This is a genomic window from Reyranella sp., assembly GCF_965249915.1.
GTDB lineage: Bacteria > Pseudomonadota > Alphaproteobacteria > Reyranellales > Reyranellaceae > Reyranella.
Genome location: NZ_OZ252257.1, coordinates 5300014 through 5315973 on the forward strand (window position 1 = coordinate 5300014; position 15960 = coordinate 5315973).

Sequence of the window (15960 nt, forward strand, 5' to 3'; positions counted from 1 at the left end):
GTCGTCGTTATTAGAGCAGGTGGCCTGCTCGTTCCGCCTTGGTACGCAGGTAATTCTCGTTGTGCCCGTTGGACGGGAAGGAGTGCGGGACGCGCGCCGCGACCTCGATGCCGTAGCGTTCGAGCTGGGCGATCTTCTCCGGATTGTTGGTCATCAGCCGCACGCGCTGGATGCCCATGCGCGAGAGCATGGTGGCGGCCGGCGCATAGATGCGCTCGTCGGCATCGAAGCCGAGCTGCTCGTTGGCGTCGATCGTGTCGAACCCGTCGTCCTGCAGCTCGTAGGCGCGCAGCTTGTTGACGAGGCCGATGCCGCGGCCTTCCTGCGCGAGATAGAGCAGGACGCCCGATCCCTGCCGGGCGATCTCGGCGATGGCGCTGCGCAGCTGGACGCCGCAATCGCAGCGCAGCGAGCCCAGCAGGTCGCCGGTGAAGCACTCGGAATGGAGCCGGATCAGGACCGGCTCGGTGGGATCGATCTCGCCGACGACGATGGCGAGATGCTCCTTGCCGCCGTCGCTGGGACGCCAGGCGAGGATGCGGGCATTCTCGGCGCCTTCGAGCGGCACGTGCGCCTGCGCGACCTGCTGCAGCGTGCGCGACGCGGTTTCCTCGTAGGCCGAGACGTCGGCGGCATCGACATAGACGAGATCCTGCTCGCGGGCCCAGTCGCGCCGCTTGTTGCCCGGATCGCGGGTCAGCGGGCCCAGGACCACCGCCGGCAGGAGGCGCGACAGCTTGGCCAGTTCGATCGCCGCCTGGGCGATGACCGGCGCATGGCTGGCCACCGGCCGGGACAGGTGACGAAGGGCGACGTGGCGGCCGCTCCGGTCGCCCTCGTGCGGCCGCAGGATGACGTCGACGGGAACGCCCTCCGGCAGGTCGATGGTGATCGGCTTGTTGGTTTCGCCCATGCCGCCCGCGATGTGCGGGGGAATGTCCATGCCGATCGCCTCGGCGCGGCGGCGCGTGGTGACCAGCACCGGGGCGTTCTGGGCGAGGCCCTGCAGGCGCTGCAGGGCGCGCGGGCCGCAGGATTCGGCGGCGATCACCAGGCCGCCGGCGCCGTCCTCGTCGCGCAGCACGACGATTCCGCCGCGGCGGAGCTCCGCCATGGCGCGTTCGACGGCGGCGACTGCGGCCGCGCTGCGGGAGTGGGCTGGATTGGAATTCATGACTCTGACGGTATCACGCCACGGGATTTCGCCGAAGTGAACCACTTTTGTGCCCAGATCGTACCGGATAGAGTAAATTTCGAGATGGCTGACAGGTAACAGACGCATGTCCGTGAACAATCGTGGCAAGAAGATCCTGCTGGTCGACGACGACCAGGCGTTGCGCACGGTGCTCGCCGAGCAGCTCGATCTCTATGACGGGTTCACCACCATCCAGGTCAGCACCGCGGCCGAAGGGCTGGAGAAGGCCAAGCTCGCCCACTACGACGCCATCCTGCTGGACATCGGGCTTCCCGACATGGACGGCCGCGAACTCTGCAAGCTGATGCGACGCGAGGGCGTGCGTGCGCCGATCATCATGCTGACCGCGGCCGACAGCGATGCCGACACGATCCTGGGCCTGGAATCCGGCGCCAACGACTATGTAACCAAGCCGTTCCGCATCAACGTCCTGCTGGCGCGCCTGCGGGCGCATCTGCGCCAGCACGAGCGCAGCGAGGATGCCGTCATGTCGATCGGCCCCTACGAATTCCACCCTGCGGGCAAGTTGCTGATGGAGAAGGGCGGGAAGAAGAAGGTCCGCCTGACCGACAAGGAAGCCTCGATCCTGAAATACCTGTTCCGGGCCGGCGACCGGCCGGTGGCCCGCGACATCCTGCTGAACGAGGTCTGGGGCTACAATGCCGGCGTGACGACCCACACGCTGGAAACCCACATCTACCGCCTGCGCCAGAAGATCGAGAAGGACCCGGCGAGCGCTGCGCTCCTGGTCACCGACCGCGGGGGCTACCGACTCCAGCCCTGACCGAGGGCTTGCCAATATGTGAACGAGGCGTCATCGTTTCGGCAAGCAAGAGCCAGAAACACCCTGGGAGGGTGATGCCATGACCACGCAACGGATCTACGCCCTGCCCGTCGAGGTGACGCAGTGGAGGTTCGACGGCGCGACCGACCTCCTGTTCAACTGGGAATACGACGACGGTTCCGCGCCGCTGCTCGAGCTCTACGAGAAGGGCAAGCAGCAGCAGTGGGACGCGAGCACGCGGCTCGACTGGTCGCTCGAGCTCAATCCCGACAACCCGATGGAGCTGAAGGACGAGGCGATCTCGATCTACGGCACCGATCACTGGAACAAGATGACGGAGAAGGAGCGGAGCTGGCTCAGGCTCCATCTCCAGGCCAATTCGATCTCGCAGTTCATGCACGGCGAGCAGGGCGCCCTGATCGCCACCGCCAAGATCGTCGGCACCGTTCCCGACATGAACGCCAAGTTCTACGCCGCCACCCAGGTGATGGACGAAGCGCGCCACGTCGAGGCCTACAAGCGGCTGCTGCACGAGAAGTTCAAGGTCGCCTATCCGATCAACAAGGCGCTGCAGACCCTGCTCGAGCAGACGCTGACCGACCGGCGCTGGGACATGACCTATCTCGGCATGCAGGTGCTGATCGAGGGCCTGGCGCTCGCCGCCTTCCAGTCGATCCGCGACAAGGCCGGCAACACGCTGGCCGGCGCGGTCAACGCCTATGTCATGCAGGACGAGGCGCGCCACGTCTCCTTCGGGCGTCTGGCGCTGCGCGAATACTATCCGCATCTGTCGGATGCCGAGCGCGACGAGCGCGAGGAGTTCCTGGTCGAGGCGCTCTACTTCATGCGCGACCGTTTCAACCAGTCGGAAGTCTGGGAGCGGCTCGGCCTGCCGGCCAAGGTGCTCGACGACATCCACTACAATTCCAAGCAGATGCAGTCGTTCCGCGGCCGCCTGTTCAGCCGCGTCGTGCCGACCGTGAAGGATATCGGCCTGTGGGGTCCGCGGGTCCAGAAGGCCTTCGCCGACATGGGCGTGATGGACTACGCCAAGATCGATGTCGCCGAGGTCCTGGCCAACGACGGCCGGGTGGCCGAGGAGTTCGACCGCAAGATGTTCGTCGAGAAGGCGATCGCGGCGGCGTAAGGGGAGCGTTCGTTCTTCGGCGCTCTCGGACATTGCAAGCAATGTCCTGTCGCTTGACGGGCTGAGCGTCGCTCAGCCCAGAAGAGGCAGCATCAGGATCAGCAGCGCCGCCGGCACGAGCAGCGGCCAGGCCAGGACCGGCAGCAGCAGCCCGCCGATCACCGCGCCCGCCAGGTAGCCCGTCCAGGTCAGCGCCAGCAGCCCGGTGTTGAGCGCCGAGGGCGGGACTATCGCAGCGCCGCGCCACAGCCGGTCGACGGCGGCGTCGGCGGTGCGGGCCAGGGTGCTGGTCACGACGACGGTGCTGACCGAATGGCCGGCGAAACTGGTGATCGTCGAGGCCTGCAGGCCCATCGCGAAGGCCACGATCATCACCGCATTCTCCTCGCCCACGGGGAGGAAGCCGACGCCCGCCAGCAGCGCCGCTTCGAGCAGGATGCCGGCCGCCGGCCCCTTGAACAGGCGCACCATCACGCGGGCGAGCATGGCGCCGGGGAAGAACGCGACCAGCGGCGTCAGATGGTTCCAGGCGCCGAGATGATTGCCCTTGGCGATGTCGATGCCGGCCAGCACCGTGTTTCCGGTCATGTTGGCCGCGAACACGCCGCCCATGGTGACGTAGCCCACGGCGTCGGCGATCCCGGCGACCAGGGTCAGGATGGTCGCCTGGGCGAGGGGACGGGCGTAAATCGCTACACCACGTCGTAGGTGATCTCGACCTCGGCGCCGAAACAGTGGCCCTGGCAGGTCAGGATCCAGTTATTGGCGAGATCCTCGGGCGTGTAGATGTCGTTCTTGGCGAGCATGACCTTGCCTTTGAGGGTCTTGGCCGCGCACGAGGCGCAGAACCCTTCCTCGCAGGACGAGAGCGGGTTGAGCCCGCCGGCGCGCGCGGCCTCGAGGATGGTCTGGCCCTTGGCGTAGGCCACCTTGTGCACCTTGCCCTCGAAATGGATCGTGATCTCGCTCGGGATCACGTCGCCTTGCTCGCTGGGCTGGATCGGGATCGCGTCGTTGCCCGAGGCCTCGAACCGCTCGATGCGCACCTTGTCGTGCGGCATGCCGTGTTCAAACAGCGTCTCCTCGACCAGCTTCATGAACGGGCCGGGGCCGCACAGATAGACGTCGCCCGCCTCGAAGCCCTTCATCGCCGCGACGATCTCCTCGGGCTTGATGATGCCCTGCGTCGCATCGAGGTGATGGACGATTTCCAGCCGGCCGGGATGGGCCGCCAGCAGCGCCTCGAACTCGGCGTCGAAGATCACCGATTGCTTGTCGCGGTTGGCATAGAACAGGCGGATGCGGCGCGGTCCCTTCAGCGCGCTCTTGATCAGCGACATCATGGGCGTGATGCCGCTGCCGCCGCCGAACAGCAGGAGCGGGGCATCGCCCTCGCCCAGCACGAAGCGCCCGGCCGGCGGCAGGACGTCCAGCGTGCCGCCTTCCTTGACCGCGTCGTGGAACCAGTTGGAGCCCCTGCCGCCGGCGACCCGCTTGATCGTGACCTTGGGCAGGCCGTCGGTTTCGGGGGCGCTCGACAGCGAGTAGCAGCGGTTGAAGGCGCCGTCGGCGTGGGGGACGCGGAAGGTCAGGAACTGGCCCGCGCGGTAGCGGTATTTTTCGGCCAGGTCGGGCGGAATCTCGAGCACGAAGGAGCGTGCGTCCGGCGTTTCCTGGATGATCTTGGCGATGCGCAGCTGATTGTAGGACATCAAAAAACTCGTCTTCAGATGCCCGATTTCCGGGCGGACTCTCCTAGCAGACTGTGCTAGCGTCCGCCGAGAAAAATGAGCGGAGCGTCATAGTTCCGACGCTCCATAGGGATGGGACAAGGTTCAGGGCCAGGAGGCAAGAGCCGATGACAACGCAAAAAATTTATCAGCTGCCGGTCGAAGTCACGAACTGGAAGTTCGATGGCGCCACCGAGATCGCCTTCAACTGGGAATACGAGGACGGGTCCGCCGACCTGCTGAACCTTTACGAGAAGGGCAAGCAGCAGCAGTGGGACACCAGCACCCGCATCGACTGGTCCCAGGAACTGTTCGAAGGCAACCCGATGGGCATGGCCGACGAGACGATCCCGATCTACGGCTCGCCCTTCTGGGAGAAGATGACCGACAAGGAGAAGGACTGGCTGCGCTTCAATCTGCAGTGCCATTCCATCTGCCAGTTCATGCATGGCGAGCAGGGCGCCCTCATCGCCACCGCCAAGATCGTAAACACCGTGCCGGACATGAACGCCAAGTTCTATGCCGCGACGCAGGTGATGGACGAGGCGCGTCACGTCGAGAGCTACAAGCGACTGATCCACGAGAAGTTCAAGGCGGCCTATCCGATCACGGAGTCGCTGAAGAACCTGCTCGAGCAGACGCTGACCGACCGGCGCTGGGACATGACCTATCTCGGCATGCAGGTGCTGATCGAGGGCCTGGCGCTCGCCGCCTTCCAGCGCATCCGCGACACCGCCAAGAACAACCTGGCCGGCGCCGTGAACGCCTACGTCATGCAGGACGAGGCGCGGCACGTCACGTTCGGCCGCATGGCGCTGCGCGAATACTATCCGCACATCTCCGATGCCGAGCGCGCCGAGCGCGAGGAGTTCGTGGTCGAGGCGCTCTACTTCATGCGCGACCGCTTCAACCAGGCCGAGGTCTGGATGCGGTCCGGCCTGCCGGTCGATAAGCTCATGGAGTACGCCTACAACTCGGGCTCCATGCAGGCCTTCCGCACGCGGCTCTTCACCCGCATCGTGCCGATCCTCAAGGAGATCGGCCTGTTCGGACCGAAGGTGCAGAAGGCGCTGGGCGACATGGGCGTGATGGAATACGCCAAGATCGACGTCGAGAAGCTGCTCGGCAACGACCTCAAGGTCGCCGAGGACTTCGACGCCAGGAAGTTCGTGAACGACCAGATCGCCGCCGAGTAGCGATCGGTCTCGGGTGAGATCGGAAAGGGGGCCTCAGGGCCCCCTTTTTCATTTCTGTCGTCCTGAGCGCAGCGAAGGACCTCACGCCCGCAAGGGAGTCCGCCGGTCGCTGGGCAAGGTCCTTCGCTATCGCTCAGGACGACAGTTGTTACTTACACGCCTCAATGCGCGGCGGAGCGCCGAGCACCGTAGCGACCTTCGAGATGTCGAGGCAGCGGGTGCCGATCCAGGCCTTGGTCTGCACCAGGATGGCGAAGCGGGCGAAGGTGTCGGCCTGTGCCTCGGGCGTCGGCTTCCTTCGCGCGAGCAGCCAGCTCAGCGCATAGATGTTGCCGGTCGCGAAGTCGGCCGACGGCACGTCGGGATCCTTCTCCCAGAGGGCCACGTTCTTCCTGGCCGCGCCCGAGGGATCGGCGAGACCGGCGAGCCAGGTGTTGGCATTCGCGGCCAGCGCATAGGACCCGCCATTCTGGGCGATCAGCGCCTTCACCTGTTCGGCCACGGATATGTAGCCCTGGCCCTCGATGGTGCTGCCGGCGCAGCCGATGCGGCACAGCGCCACGAACATCAGATACTCGGCGAGGATGATCTCGATGTTGCCGTTGTTGTGCCGCCGCCAGGCCCGCGCGAGGTTCCAGCCCTGGGTCAGCTCCGCGCCGGTCCACGGCTTGGCGGCCTGCGGCGTGTCGCGCTCCAGCTCGCCGATCACGGCCTGGGCGGCGGCCTGCCATTCGGGAGGGATCTGGGCGGCGGCCGGTGTGGCGGTGCCGAGCAGGATCAGCAGCAGGATCGCGCGGAGTCGTTTCATGGCAGGCTCCCTTCAGTATTTGCGGGCCGTCTTGCGATCGCGGCTTTCATATTGAACGATGTCGTCGGCCCGCAGCACGGTGGCGTCGGGCGGCATCAGCCAGCGCCTCTGCGCCGGATTGATCAGCGGGTAGTGGCGGGCATCGTCGAGTGCCGCGCCGACGTCCCAGCAATCCTCTTCGTTGGTGATCCAGGTGTCGGGCGCGAAGCGGCGCAGGTCGACCGAGGTCGAATAGGTCCGCAGCGTCTTGCTGCCCTTGTTGAAATATTCATGGAAGTACGACATCGCGAGCTCGCGCAGGCTGCGATAGACCGGGTCGCGCCAGCGCAGCCAGACATGGTTGCTCTTGGAGATCGCGCCCCAGCAACCATCGCGGCGGAACAGGGTGACGACGTGGTCGAAATCGTCGCGCGTGGCCGTCAGGTCCATGACCAGAGGCGGTTCGCCCTGCAGCCACAGCGCGCAGGCCGCGAGAAAGGCCGCCTCGAGACAGTGGGCCTCGCGATGGCGCAGCACGCCGCGCACCGAGCGCAGGCTGTCGCCATCCCGTTCGAAATTGGCCGGGAGGGCGGAAACATAGTCCTGCACGCGCTGCGGCGTGCGCAGCGAGGTGAGGATGCGTCCTTCGGCGGCGGTGAGGCCGAGTTCTGCCGGGGTCGGGCGTTTGCGTCTGCGCATCGAGTGCAATAGTGCCGTGATGCGCCGCGACAGGCCAGTGATTGAGGCCGTCGTCTTCGGCCGAGGGTCGGGGTGGTTGGTGGAGCTGAGGGGGATCGAACCCCTGACCTCCTCATTGCGAACGAGGCGCTCTCCCAGCTGAGCTACAGCCCCCTCCGACCCTTGGAGAACCGCGCGGATAATGGTTGCCGGGCCCCCTGTCAAGCAAAGCGGGCTGTGATAGCGTCCGGCCCGTGTTTTTGATGGAGAGGTAAGACCATGGCCCACGCCAAGAAAGTCGTTCAGACCGACGCCGCCCCCAAGGCGCTCGGCCCCTATTCGCAGGCGGTCGTGGCCAACGGGCTGGTCTTCTGCGCCGGCCAGATCCCGCTCGATCCCGCGACCGGCGAGATCGTCGCGGGCGGCATCGCCGAGCAGACGCACCAGGTGCTGAAGAACCTGCGGGCGGTGCTGAAGGCGGCCGGCAGCGATCTCGGCCACGCGGTCAAGACGACGGTGTTCCTGAAGAGCATGGACAGCTTCGCCGCCATGAACGAGGTCTACGGCCTGCCCGAATATTTCGGCAGCTCGACGCCGGCCCGTTCGACGGTGGAGGTCGCCCGCCTGCCGCGCGACGTGATGGTCGAGATCGAAGTCGTTGCCCTCGCCTGACGACATGGCCAGTCTGGTGACATGGGTGCTGGCGCTGGGCTCCCTCACGGTGGCGGTCATGCTGATCGGCTACGTGCTGATGTCCCTCGTCCTCATCATCCCGACCTGGCGCATCTGCACCCGCGCCGGCTTCTCCGGTGCGCTGTCGCTCTTCCATCTGGTGCCGTTCATCGGCTCCTTCATCGTCATGGGCATGCTGGCGTTCAGCACCTGGCCCGCTGGCGAAGCCTCGCCGAGGCGCTAGATGATGGGCGTGGAAGTCGCGGCCCTCATGGGCTTCTTCGGCCTGACCGGCGCCTTTGCGCTGGTCGGCACCGTGCTGGCGGCGTGGATGGCCTGGCGCATCGTGGAGAAGGCCGGCCTGCCGGGATGGACGGGGCTGGGCGCCATCCTGCTCACGCTGACCGGCGTGGGCACGATCGTGCCGCTGATCCTTCTGTGGGTCTTCGCCTTCATGCGCTGGCCGCGCGACGAGGCCGAACCGGTCGGCTCGGCCGGGACGTTCGGCTACGCCCGGCCGGGCGGGCCTGCGCCGGCGTCGGGCCCCGCGGTTCTGGCCGGCCCGTCGATGGCGCTGCCCGATACACGCGGCTGGCGGCTCGCCGGCGCACTCGGCAACGGCGGCACGGTCTCGCTCTCGGTCGCCGGCACGTCCGGCACCTATGCACTGACCGGCGCCCCCGGCGGCGCGCCCACCGATCTCTGTGTCCCCGACCCGTCGGTCGGCCAGCCGCATGCGCGGCTGATGCTGTCGGGCCAGCGTCTGGGGCTCGAGGATCTGGGCAGCCCCGGCGGCACCTTCATCGATGGCGCCCGCCTCCTGCCCGAGCATGGGCCGCGCGACATCAGCGCGGTGCGCTCGATCCGTCTCGGCAGCGTGGAACTCAGCCTGACGCGGGCCTGAAGGGGCTTGTGATCGGCAAGGCCCGCCGAGTAGGGTGCCGCGGCCGGCGGTTGGCCGGCCTCAAGGCGCGGGGGCCCGATGCTGTCGTTGGCGGTGCTGATCGACAAGATTATCGACATCTACACCTGGATCGTGATCGCCAGCGCGATCATGAGCTGGCTGGTGGCGTTCGGCGTGGTGAATGTCCGCAACCAGTTCATCCGCGTCGTGGTCGACATGCTGTTCAAGTTGACCGAGCCGGTCCTGCGCCCGATCCGGCGCATGCTGCCCAATCTCGGCGGCGTCGACGTCTCGCCCGTCATCCTGCTGCTCGGCCTGTTCTTCATCCGCAGCCTGCTGTGGGAGTATGTCTGGCCGTCCTTCATCCGCTGACGGACCGCTGAGCCCGCCGCCGGCCGACCCGGTCTTCCTGCGCCGGAATCCGGGCGGCGTGACCATCCAGCTTCGCGTACAGCCGCGGGCGCGCCGCACGGCCCTCGAACCCACGACTGAAGGGGCGCTCAAGGCCGCAGTGACGGCGGCGCCCGAGGATGGCAAAGCCAACGACGCTGTCGTCGCGCTGCTGGCGAAGGCGTGGCGCCTTCCGAAATCGACCTTCGAGATCGTGCGTGGCGGGACGGCGCGAGAGAAGACCCTCATGGTCGCGGGCGATCCTGCTGCGCTCACCGACCGGATTGCCGAATGGATGCGCAAGAATGGCTGATGCGAAACTGATCGATGGAAAAGCCTTCGCGGGCGGTCTGCGCCAGCGCGTGGGCGCGGGTGTTGCCGATCTGGTGTCCAAGGGCGGGCCGAAGCCCGGCCTGGCCACGGTGCTGGTGGGCGCCGATCCCGCCAGCCAGGTCTATGTCCGTAGCAAGGGCAAGCTCGCGGTCGAACTCGGCATGGCGAGCTTCGACCACCAGCTCCCCGAGGATACGACGCAGGCCGAGCTGCTGGAGCTGATCGGGCGCCTCAACGCCGACCCCGCGGTCAACGGCATCCTGGTCCAGCTTCCCCTGCCCAAGCAGCTCGACACGGCCCAGGTCCTGATCGCCATCGATCCGGCCAAGGATGTCGACGGCTTCCATCCGGTGAATGTCGGTCGCCTGGGCTCGATCGCGCCCGGCGCCCCGCTCGACTTCCCGGTGCCGTGCACGCCGCTCGGTGTCTCGATGCTGCTGCAGGACGCGCTGGGCTCGCTGTCGGGCCTCAATGCCGTGATCGTCGGCCGCTCCAATCTCGTCGGCCGTCCGGTGGCGCAGCTGCTGCTGCGCGCCGATTGCACGGTCACGATCACGCACTCGCGCACCCGCGATCTGCCGGCCGTCTGCCGCCAGGCCGATATCCTGGTGGTGGCGATCGGCCGGACCGAATTCGTGAAGGGCGACTGGATCAAGCCGGGCGCCGCGGTGATAGACGTCGGCATCAACCGCATCCCCACGCCGGAGGGCAAGAGCCGGCTGGTCGGCGACGTGGCCTTTGCCGAGGCGCAGAAGGTGGCGGGGCACATCACGCCGGTGCCGGGCGGCGTCGGGCCGATGACGGTGGCCTGCCTGATGTACAATACGCTGCAGGCGGCCCGTCGTGTCGCCGGCCTGCCCTTCGTCGCCGTCTGAACGCCCGCGTCCCGGTCAGTTCTTCAGCATGCCCGCGACGAGGGCCGTCACGTTGTGGCGCATCATCTTCTCGTAGGTCGGGGCCGGCCCGTCCGGGCCTGACAGCGCGTCGGTGTAGAGGCGCGGACCGACCACGGCGCCGGATTCGCGCGCGATCTGGTCGACCAGGCCGGGGTTGGTCATGTTCTCGACGAACAGCGCCTTGATGCGGTACTCGCGCGCCTCGCGGATCAGCGCGGCAACGTCGCGGGCCGACGGCTCGGTGCTGGTATTGTAGCCGCGCGGCGACTGGAACTTCACGCCGTAGGCGCTCGAGAAGTAACGGAAGGAATCGTGGCCGGTGATCGCCCGCCTCTTGTCGGCCGGCACCTTGGCGATCTCTTCCTTCACCCAGGCGTCGAGTTCGACCAGGCGACGATCGAAAGCCTCGGCCCGCTCGCGGTAGGAGGCGGCGTTCGGCGGATCGGCTTCGGCGAGGCCCTTGGCGATGTTGGCGACGTAGGTGCGAACGCGCTGGACGTCCTGCCAGCAATGCGGGTCGGGTCCGTGTTCGTGCGAGTGACCCTGTGAATGGCCGGCGCTCGGCGCGGCCGGAAGGGTCGCGACGCCGGTCGAGGCCACGATCGCTTTGCCCTTGAAGGGCGCGGCCTTGGCCAGCCGGTCGATCCAGCCCTCGAAGCCCAGCCCGTTGCTCACCAGTACCTGCGCATCGGCCAGCGCGCGCGCGTCGCCGGGGCGCGGCTGGTAGGCATGGGCGTCGATGTCGGGACCGACCACGAGCGACACCGCCGCCTTGTCGCCGGCCACCTCGGCCAGCAGGTTGCCCAGGATCGAGAAGGTCGCCACGGCCTTGAGGGGCGTCTCTGCCGAAGCGGGCAGGGCGACGGCGAGGAGAGTCGGTGTCAGGAGGAATGCGCGACGGAGCATTCTGTTATAATATAACGCTACATGACATAACGCTACAGGGGAAAGTCGAGCCACTCCGGCGCGTGGCCGGTCGCCGCGAAGAAGCGCGTCAGGTCGGCCAGGCTCAGCGCCGTGGTCATGGTGTTGACCAGCGGGTGGGCATTGATCGGCCCCTCGCCCTCGGCGAGCCCGCGGTCGAGAACCAGCCGGACCTCGTGCTCCGGGTCGTTGACGACGGCGAGCGGCGTCACCGAGCCCGGCTCGACGCCGAGATGGCGGCGCAGCCGGTCGGGGCTGCCGAACGAGAACTTGCCGGCACCCAGCCGCTCGCCCAGCTTCTTCAGGTCGATGGCGCGATCCTCCAGCGCCACCACCAGCCACATCTCCTCCTTCCGGTTGCGCAGGAAGAGGTTCTTGATGTGATGGCCGGGCAGGTCGCCGCGCAGCGCCTTGGCCTCCTCGACCGTGAACACCGGCGGATGTTCGACGGTGCAATGGGCGATGCCGAGCGCGTCGAGGCGGGCGAGAAGTTGGTGCGGATCGAGCATGGTGCGTATCGGCTCTACCCTATCGAAAGAGCCTTTCACCAGCCCCTTGCCAAGCCATCGGAAAAGCCCTATCAACGCCGCCTTCCGGCCACCTACCCAGCCGGATCGGAGCGCGGGCGTAGCTCAGGGGTAGAGCACGACCTTGCCAAGGTCGGGGTCGAGGGTTCGAATCCCTTCGCCCGCTCCAATTTCCGGATAAGGCTTGAATGCCAGTCCGGATAAAACCGCAAAGACGAAGATTGGCACGATGGGCGGAGTTCTCGCGAGAGAACTCCGGGCCGGACGTCACGTACGTCCGATCATCGGCGGTCAATTTGCGACAGGGCGTCCAGGGCCGCTTCCAAGGGAGCGATGGATACCATGCGCGGCTGGGTGAACGGATCTTCGGTCAGCGCGCCGGCCGCGATGCTCAGGCTCCCGGCAAGGGATATCAACACGAGGTGGACGACCATCCGGCCCGGGTCCGCGCCATGGATCAGCACCACCGCGATGGGCGGCAACGGTGGCGCGGTTGAGGCCGATGAGACGTATATCGGCACGAAGGCGAACCACACGAAGGGCCAGGGCTCGGGCCACAAGATGGCCGTGGTGACGCTGGTCGAGCGCAACGGCCGTGCCCGCCCCTTCAAGGTGGACAAGGCAACGGCGGCCGAGAACGTGCCGATCGTTCGCGCCAACGTGTCCAAGGAAGCCAAGCTGATGACGGACGAAGCCCGCTGGTACTGGGGCGTCGGCAAGGAGTTCGCCAGCCATGGCCGCGTCGCTCACAAGCTGGGCGAATACGGTCGCGGCGAAGTCCACACGAACACTGTCGAGGGCTACTACTCGATCTTCAAGCGCGGCATGAAGGGCGTCTATCAGCACTGCAGCGAGCGTCACCTGCAGCGCTATCTGGCCGAGTTTGATTTCCGCTACAGCAACCGCGCCCAAGCTGGGCTGCAGCGACAAGGAACGCGCCGAGAAGGCCCTAAAGGGCATCGTCGGCAAGCGCCTGACATATCGGCGGATTAACGAGCGGGCCGAAGCCTCTCGGCTGGGGTAACCGCAAGCTCCGCAGGCTGCTTCAATCGCTGTTGGACGAAGTCTAGTGGGCGCGCAGAAGGCGAATGAGGGCAGGCCCGAAATTAATCAGAACAGTTAGAGCGGTGATGAAAGTCGCAAGCCCGATTAGAGCTTTGACGTTCCATTCCTTGCTTGGGAGCCGAGCGATGTCACTCTTGGCCAAAGCAATATCTGTCTTGATTGTCCCAATATCTTCTCTGGATTTGTGAACATCGGTTCGCATCGCCCCGATATCCTCGCGGATGTGCTTTACCTCATTTTCAAGGACGGCGACGCGAGCTTCCATAGTGTCGAATGTGCCCCCTCCGCCTCCGCCTTTCAAGGCATCCTCTTCTGAGGTTCTATTCTCATTGGCTATAAATTGAGTAGCCCTGCCACCTTGGATGATCCGCGCCGACATCACTTTTCTTCCTTTTGGCGCCCCGTTTTTTTGGCGCGCCATGCCATAAACTGATTTATGTGGAAAAAGGTGGCGTTCCCGCAGTTCGCACACGAAATACTCAAGAATGCGTGCGAGCCGGCGAGAGGCGCAGGGGCCACGTCAAGGGAGGCTGGCAACTGGAGCACGGCCGTGTTCTGCTGGATGTCGTTGCCAACAAATTCTTCGCGCCCGCAAAATCCGCACTTGTAAGTGCCATTCTTCATCTCTTCGAAGAACGCCGCCATTTCCGAGCTTGTGACCGCCATAGGACTCTCCCCTGCTGTAAGTTACAGCACGGGAAGGACGCTGGAGTCTCACTACTTTTTTGATTTCCCAATCGGCTTTTTCTTGGTTTTCTTGGGTGCCGGTGGAGTCGCCAGCATGCGCGCAACGGTCTGCTGAAAGGCCGGGTCTAGCTTGGGGGAGGGTTTCGGCATGGCGACGCTCGATTTTTCTGACATTGAGAGACAAGCAGCAGGGCATCCGCTGTGGGCCCAGCGTGGACACGCGATTCAAGCATACGCCACTCTTGAGCAAGCATTGTGCTCGTTAATGGCCCAATTCGGAAATATGGCCCCGCGCACAGCGGGTACAATCTTCTTCCGGATATCCAACACCAGGACGCGCTTACGCATCGTAGAAGAGCTGATGAAAGCCTCAGTTGGAAACCCATATCCCGATTTTTGGAAGCAGGTCCAATCGTTAGTAGGTGGCCTCGATGGACAGAGAAACGAGATAGTTCACTGGCACACAGTCCAAGGCGTGCACGTGACAGAAAAGGGTGGAACCCTAACTGGGCTAACGCTCGCTCCGCCGAATTTCTGGGCGCAGAGCCCGGCGGCTCACACCGTCGAGACGATGAAGGATTTTGTCCAAAAATGTGCCTTCACGTCTTCTCTACTGAATATGTACGGGTCTCTTCTTGCGGGGCATCTCTCAGGCGACGCAGAGAAAACATGGCGCGGTATATTTCTCCAACCAGTAGTTTATCCGCCTCCAAGTAATCATCCGCTATTCCGGAGCTAGAGAGAACGCGGAACCCTGCCTCGATCATCTCAGGGGTTAAATCAATTTTGCACACGACGGGGCCTCAAGCCGGCACCCTCTCAGGGAAATTTCAGCGATTGCATGCGAGGGGGTGCCTCGTTTGACGCCGTCCTGTCGCGGTAATTAGATTCCGTGGTGGCTTACTACGTCAACTATGCAATCGCCGTCCGAACGGTTGCATGAGTGGGGTTGCAAGGCAAACACCGGTCGTAACCGGCGAAAAGCAGGGGCCTTCCGGAGCATTTGCGGTCGCGGGCGATGATTGCCAAGGTCGCCCGGCAATTTCACAGCGGAGAGTATCGCCTGATGATCAAGGACAGCCAGCCCCAGGAACGTGGTCTCGCGGTGGTGCGCACCGTCGCGGAATTGCGCAAGGCGGTCTCTGACTTCAGGGCGGCCGGTCGCACCGTCGGTCTGGTTCCGACCATGGGCGCGCTGCATGAGGGCCATGTCAGCCTGGTGAAGGGCGCGCTCGATCGCGGCGACGTGCCGGTGACCAGCATCTTCGTCAATCCGACGCAGTTCGGGCCCAAGGAGGATTTCTCCGCCTATCCGCGCGACGAGGAGGGCGACTTCGCCAAGCTGCGCGAGGCGGGCTGCCGGATCGCCTTCGCGCCCAGCAAGGACGAGATGTATCCCGGCGAACAGCTCACGACCGTGACGGTCGCCGGCATCACCGACGGCCTGTGCGGGCCGCTACGGCCCGGCCATTTCCAGGGCGTCGCCACGGTGGTGAGCAAACTCCTGCTGATGGCGATGCCCGATCGCGCCTATTTCGGCGAGAAGGATTACCAGCAGCTGCAGGTCATCAAGCGCATGGTGCGCGATCTCTCGATGCCGTTCGAGATCGTGGGCATGCCGACGGTGCGCGAGGCGGACGGGCTCGCGATGTCGTCGCGCAACCGCTACCTCAGCGCCGACGAGCGTACGAAGGCGCTGGGCATGTACAAGCAGCTCGTGAAGGTCGCCGACACGGTGCGCGACGGCAAGACGTCGTGCGCCGAAGCGACCGCGGCAGCATCCCAGGCGCTGCGCGACGGCGGGTTCGACATCGTCGAATACTTCACCGTGGTCGATGCCGAGAGCCTGAAGCCGCTCGAGCGTGTTGCCGGTCCGGCGCGCGTCATCGCCGCCGCCCGCCTCGGCCGCACCCGCCTGATCGACAATCTCGCGGTCTGAAGTAAACAAACCACCTCACCCTGAGGAGACGCGCCCCTCGAGTACCTCGGGGTAAACTCCGCGCGGCGTCTCGAAGGGTGGGCAACAGACATGGGGCTCGTGCCCA

General features: G+C 65.5%; 21 protein-coding genes, 2 tRNA genes and 1 pseudogene. 13 read left to right on the forward strand and 11 right to left on the reverse strand.

Annotation, left to right across the window (positions count from 1 at the left end; genetic code table 11):
* Positions 1 to 10: 10 nt before the first annotated feature.
* Entirely contained in the window at positions 11 to 1174 is a 1164-nt protein-coding gene (ribA, locus tag ACP15H_RS25990) for a GTP cyclohydrolase II (RefSeq protein WP_425069026.1), read from the reverse strand.
* A 106-nt stretch (positions 1175 to 1280) separates the two neighbouring features.
* Between ribA and ACP15H_RS25995 the strand changes: the two genes are divergently transcribed.
* Complete coding sequence (locus tag ACP15H_RS25995; protein WP_425069027.1) at positions 1281 to 1979, forward strand: response regulator transcription factor; 699 nt, start codon at positions 1281 to 1283, stop codon at positions 1977 to 1979.
* Positions 1980 to 2058: 79 nt separating this feature from the next.
* Positions 2059 to 3126 carry a diiron oxygenase gene (locus ACP15H_RS26000; protein WP_425069028.1) on the forward strand — a complete coding sequence of 356 codons (1068 nt, stop codon included), beginning with the start codon at positions 2059 to 2061 and terminating at the stop codon, positions 3124 to 3126.
* Positions 3127 to 3198: 72 nt separating this feature from the next.
* Here ACP15H_RS26000 and ACP15H_RS26005 read toward each other — a convergent pair whose 3' ends face one another.
* Positions 3199 to 3885, reverse strand: a complete 687-nt coding sequence (locus tag ACP15H_RS26005) for a YoaK family protein (protein WP_425069966.1) — start codon at positions 3883 to 3885, stop codon at positions 3199 to 3201.
* Positions 3819 to 4838 carry a 2Fe-2S iron-sulfur cluster-binding protein gene (locus tag ACP15H_RS26010; protein ID WP_425069029.1) on the reverse strand — a complete coding sequence of 340 codons (1020 nt, stop codon included), beginning with the start codon at positions 4836 to 4838 and terminating at the stop codon, positions 3819 to 3821. Before ACP15H_RS26010 ends, ACP15H_RS26005 begins: the two co-directional genes overlap by 67 nt.
* Before the next feature lie 146 nt (positions 4839 to 4984).
* On the opposite strand from ACP15H_RS26010, the gene ACP15H_RS26015 reads away from it, so the two are divergent.
* The gene (locus tag ACP15H_RS26015) at positions 4985 to 6052 is read left to right on the forward strand and encodes a ferritin-like domain-containing protein (protein ID WP_425069030.1); all 1068 of its coding nucleotides are present in this window, start codon (positions 4985 to 4987) and stop codon (positions 6050 to 6052) included.
* Positions 6053 to 6200: 148 nt separating this feature from the next.
* Here ACP15H_RS26015 and ACP15H_RS26020 read toward each other — a convergent pair whose 3' ends face one another.
* From ACP15H_RS26020 to ACP15H_RS26030, 3 genes are all read right to left on the reverse strand, one after another.
* A complete protein-coding gene (locus ACP15H_RS26020; RefSeq protein WP_425069031.1) occupies positions 6201 to 6860 on the reverse strand; it encodes a hypothetical protein in 660 nt (219 codons plus the stop codon).
* Between the two features lie 12 nt (positions 6861 to 6872).
* On the reverse strand, positions 6873 to 7538 hold the full coding sequence (locus tag ACP15H_RS26025) for a hypothetical protein (RefSeq protein WP_425069032.1): 666 nt from the start codon (positions 7536 to 7538) through the stop codon (positions 6873 to 6875).
* Positions 7539 to 7615: 77 nt separating this feature from the next.
* Positions 7616 to 7691, reverse strand: a tRNA-Ala gene (locus ACP15H_RS26030).
* Between the two features lie 105 nt (positions 7692 to 7796).
* Between ACP15H_RS26030 and ACP15H_RS26035 the strand changes: the two genes are divergently transcribed.
* From ACP15H_RS26035 to folD, 6 genes are all read left to right on the forward strand, one after another.
* Positions 7797 to 8189, forward strand: a complete 393-nt coding sequence (locus ACP15H_RS26035) for a RidA family protein (RefSeq protein WP_425069033.1) — start codon at positions 7797 to 7799, stop codon at positions 8187 to 8189.
* 4 nt (positions 8190 to 8193) lie between these two features.
* Entirely contained in the window at positions 8194 to 8433 is a 240-nt protein-coding gene (locus ACP15H_RS26040; RefSeq protein WP_425069034.1) for a hypothetical protein, read from the forward strand.
* A 9-nt stretch (positions 8434 to 8442) separates the two neighbouring features.
* Positions 8443 to 9093, forward strand: a complete 651-nt coding sequence (locus ACP15H_RS26045) for an FHA domain-containing protein (RefSeq protein ID WP_425069035.1) — start codon at positions 8443 to 8445, stop codon at positions 9091 to 9093.
* Positions 9094 to 9171: 78 nt separating this feature from the next.
* Positions 9172 to 9465, forward strand: coding sequence for a YggT family protein (locus ACP15H_RS26050; protein WP_425069036.1), 294 nt, complete (start codon positions 9172 to 9174; stop codon positions 9463 to 9465).
* A complete protein-coding gene (locus tag ACP15H_RS26055; RefSeq protein ID WP_425069037.1) occupies positions 9440 to 9796 on the forward strand; it encodes a DUF167 domain-containing protein in 357 nt (118 codons plus the stop codon). Before ACP15H_RS26050 ends, ACP15H_RS26055 begins: the two co-directional genes overlap by 26 nt.
* Positions 9789 to 10691, forward strand: coding sequence for a bifunctional methylenetetrahydrofolate dehydrogenase/methenyltetrahydrofolate cyclohydrolase FolD (folD, locus tag ACP15H_RS26060; RefSeq protein ID WP_425069038.1), 903 nt, complete (start codon positions 9789 to 9791; stop codon positions 10689 to 10691). The genes ACP15H_RS26055 and folD overlap by 8 nt, the downstream gene beginning before the upstream one ends.
* A gap of 15 nt (positions 10692 to 10706) precedes the next feature.
* Here folD and ACP15H_RS26065 read toward each other — a convergent pair whose 3' ends face one another.
* Together ACP15H_RS26065 and ACP15H_RS26070 are read right to left on the reverse strand one after the other, a co-directional pair.
* Complete coding sequence (locus ACP15H_RS26065) at positions 10707 to 11618, reverse strand: metal ABC transporter solute-binding protein, Zn/Mn family (RefSeq protein WP_425069039.1); 912 nt, start codon at positions 11616 to 11618, stop codon at positions 10707 to 10709.
* Positions 11619 to 11650: 32 nt separating this feature from the next.
* Positions 11651 to 12145, reverse strand: a complete 495-nt coding sequence (locus tag ACP15H_RS26070; protein WP_425069040.1) for a prolyl-tRNA synthetase associated domain-containing protein — start codon at positions 12143 to 12145, stop codon at positions 11651 to 11653.
* Between the two features lie 112 nt (positions 12146 to 12257).
* On the opposite strand from ACP15H_RS26070, the gene ACP15H_RS26075 reads away from it, so the two are divergent.
* Positions 12258 to 12332 (forward strand) — tRNA-Gly (locus tag ACP15H_RS26075).
* 112 nt (positions 12333 to 12444) lie between these two features.
* Here ACP15H_RS26075 and ACP15H_RS26080 read toward each other — a convergent pair.
* Positions 12445 to 12645: a hypothetical protein gene (locus ACP15H_RS26080; protein ID WP_425069041.1), complete on the reverse strand. Its 201-nt coding sequence runs from the start codon at positions 12643 to 12645 to the stop codon at positions 12445 to 12447.
* Here ACP15H_RS26080 and ACP15H_RS26085 point away from each other — a divergent pair.
* Positions 12635 to 13187 (forward strand): annotated as a pseudogene (locus tag ACP15H_RS26085) (IS1595 family transposase); the annotation flags it as partial. The gene ACP15H_RS26080 and the pseudogene ACP15H_RS26085 sit on opposite strands and share 11 nt — an antisense overlap.
* A 42-nt stretch (positions 13188 to 13229) precedes the next feature.
* Here the strand turns inward: ACP15H_RS26085 and ACP15H_RS26090 are convergent.
* A complete protein-coding gene (locus tag ACP15H_RS26090; protein WP_425069042.1) occupies positions 13230 to 13607 on the reverse strand; it encodes a hypothetical protein in 378 nt (125 codons plus the stop codon).
* Complete coding sequence (locus ACP15H_RS26095; RefSeq protein WP_425069043.1) at positions 13607 to 13894, reverse strand: hypothetical protein; 288 nt, start codon at positions 13892 to 13894, stop codon at positions 13607 to 13609. The genes ACP15H_RS26090 and ACP15H_RS26095 overlap by 1 nt, the downstream gene beginning before the upstream one ends.
* 169 nt (positions 13895 to 14063) lie before the next feature.
* Between ACP15H_RS26095 and ACP15H_RS26100 the strand changes: the two genes are divergently transcribed.
* Positions 14064 to 14654 carry a hypothetical protein gene (locus ACP15H_RS26100; protein ID WP_425069044.1) on the forward strand — a complete coding sequence of 197 codons (591 nt, stop codon included), beginning with the start codon at positions 14064 to 14066 and terminating at the stop codon, positions 14652 to 14654.
* A gap of 327 nt (positions 14655 to 14981) precedes the next feature.
* Positions 14982 to 15854, forward strand: coding sequence for a pantoate--beta-alanine ligase (gene panC, locus ACP15H_RS26105; RefSeq protein ID WP_425069045.1), 873 nt, complete (start codon positions 14982 to 14984; stop codon positions 15852 to 15854).
* Positions 15855 to 15960: the final 106 nt, after the last annotated feature.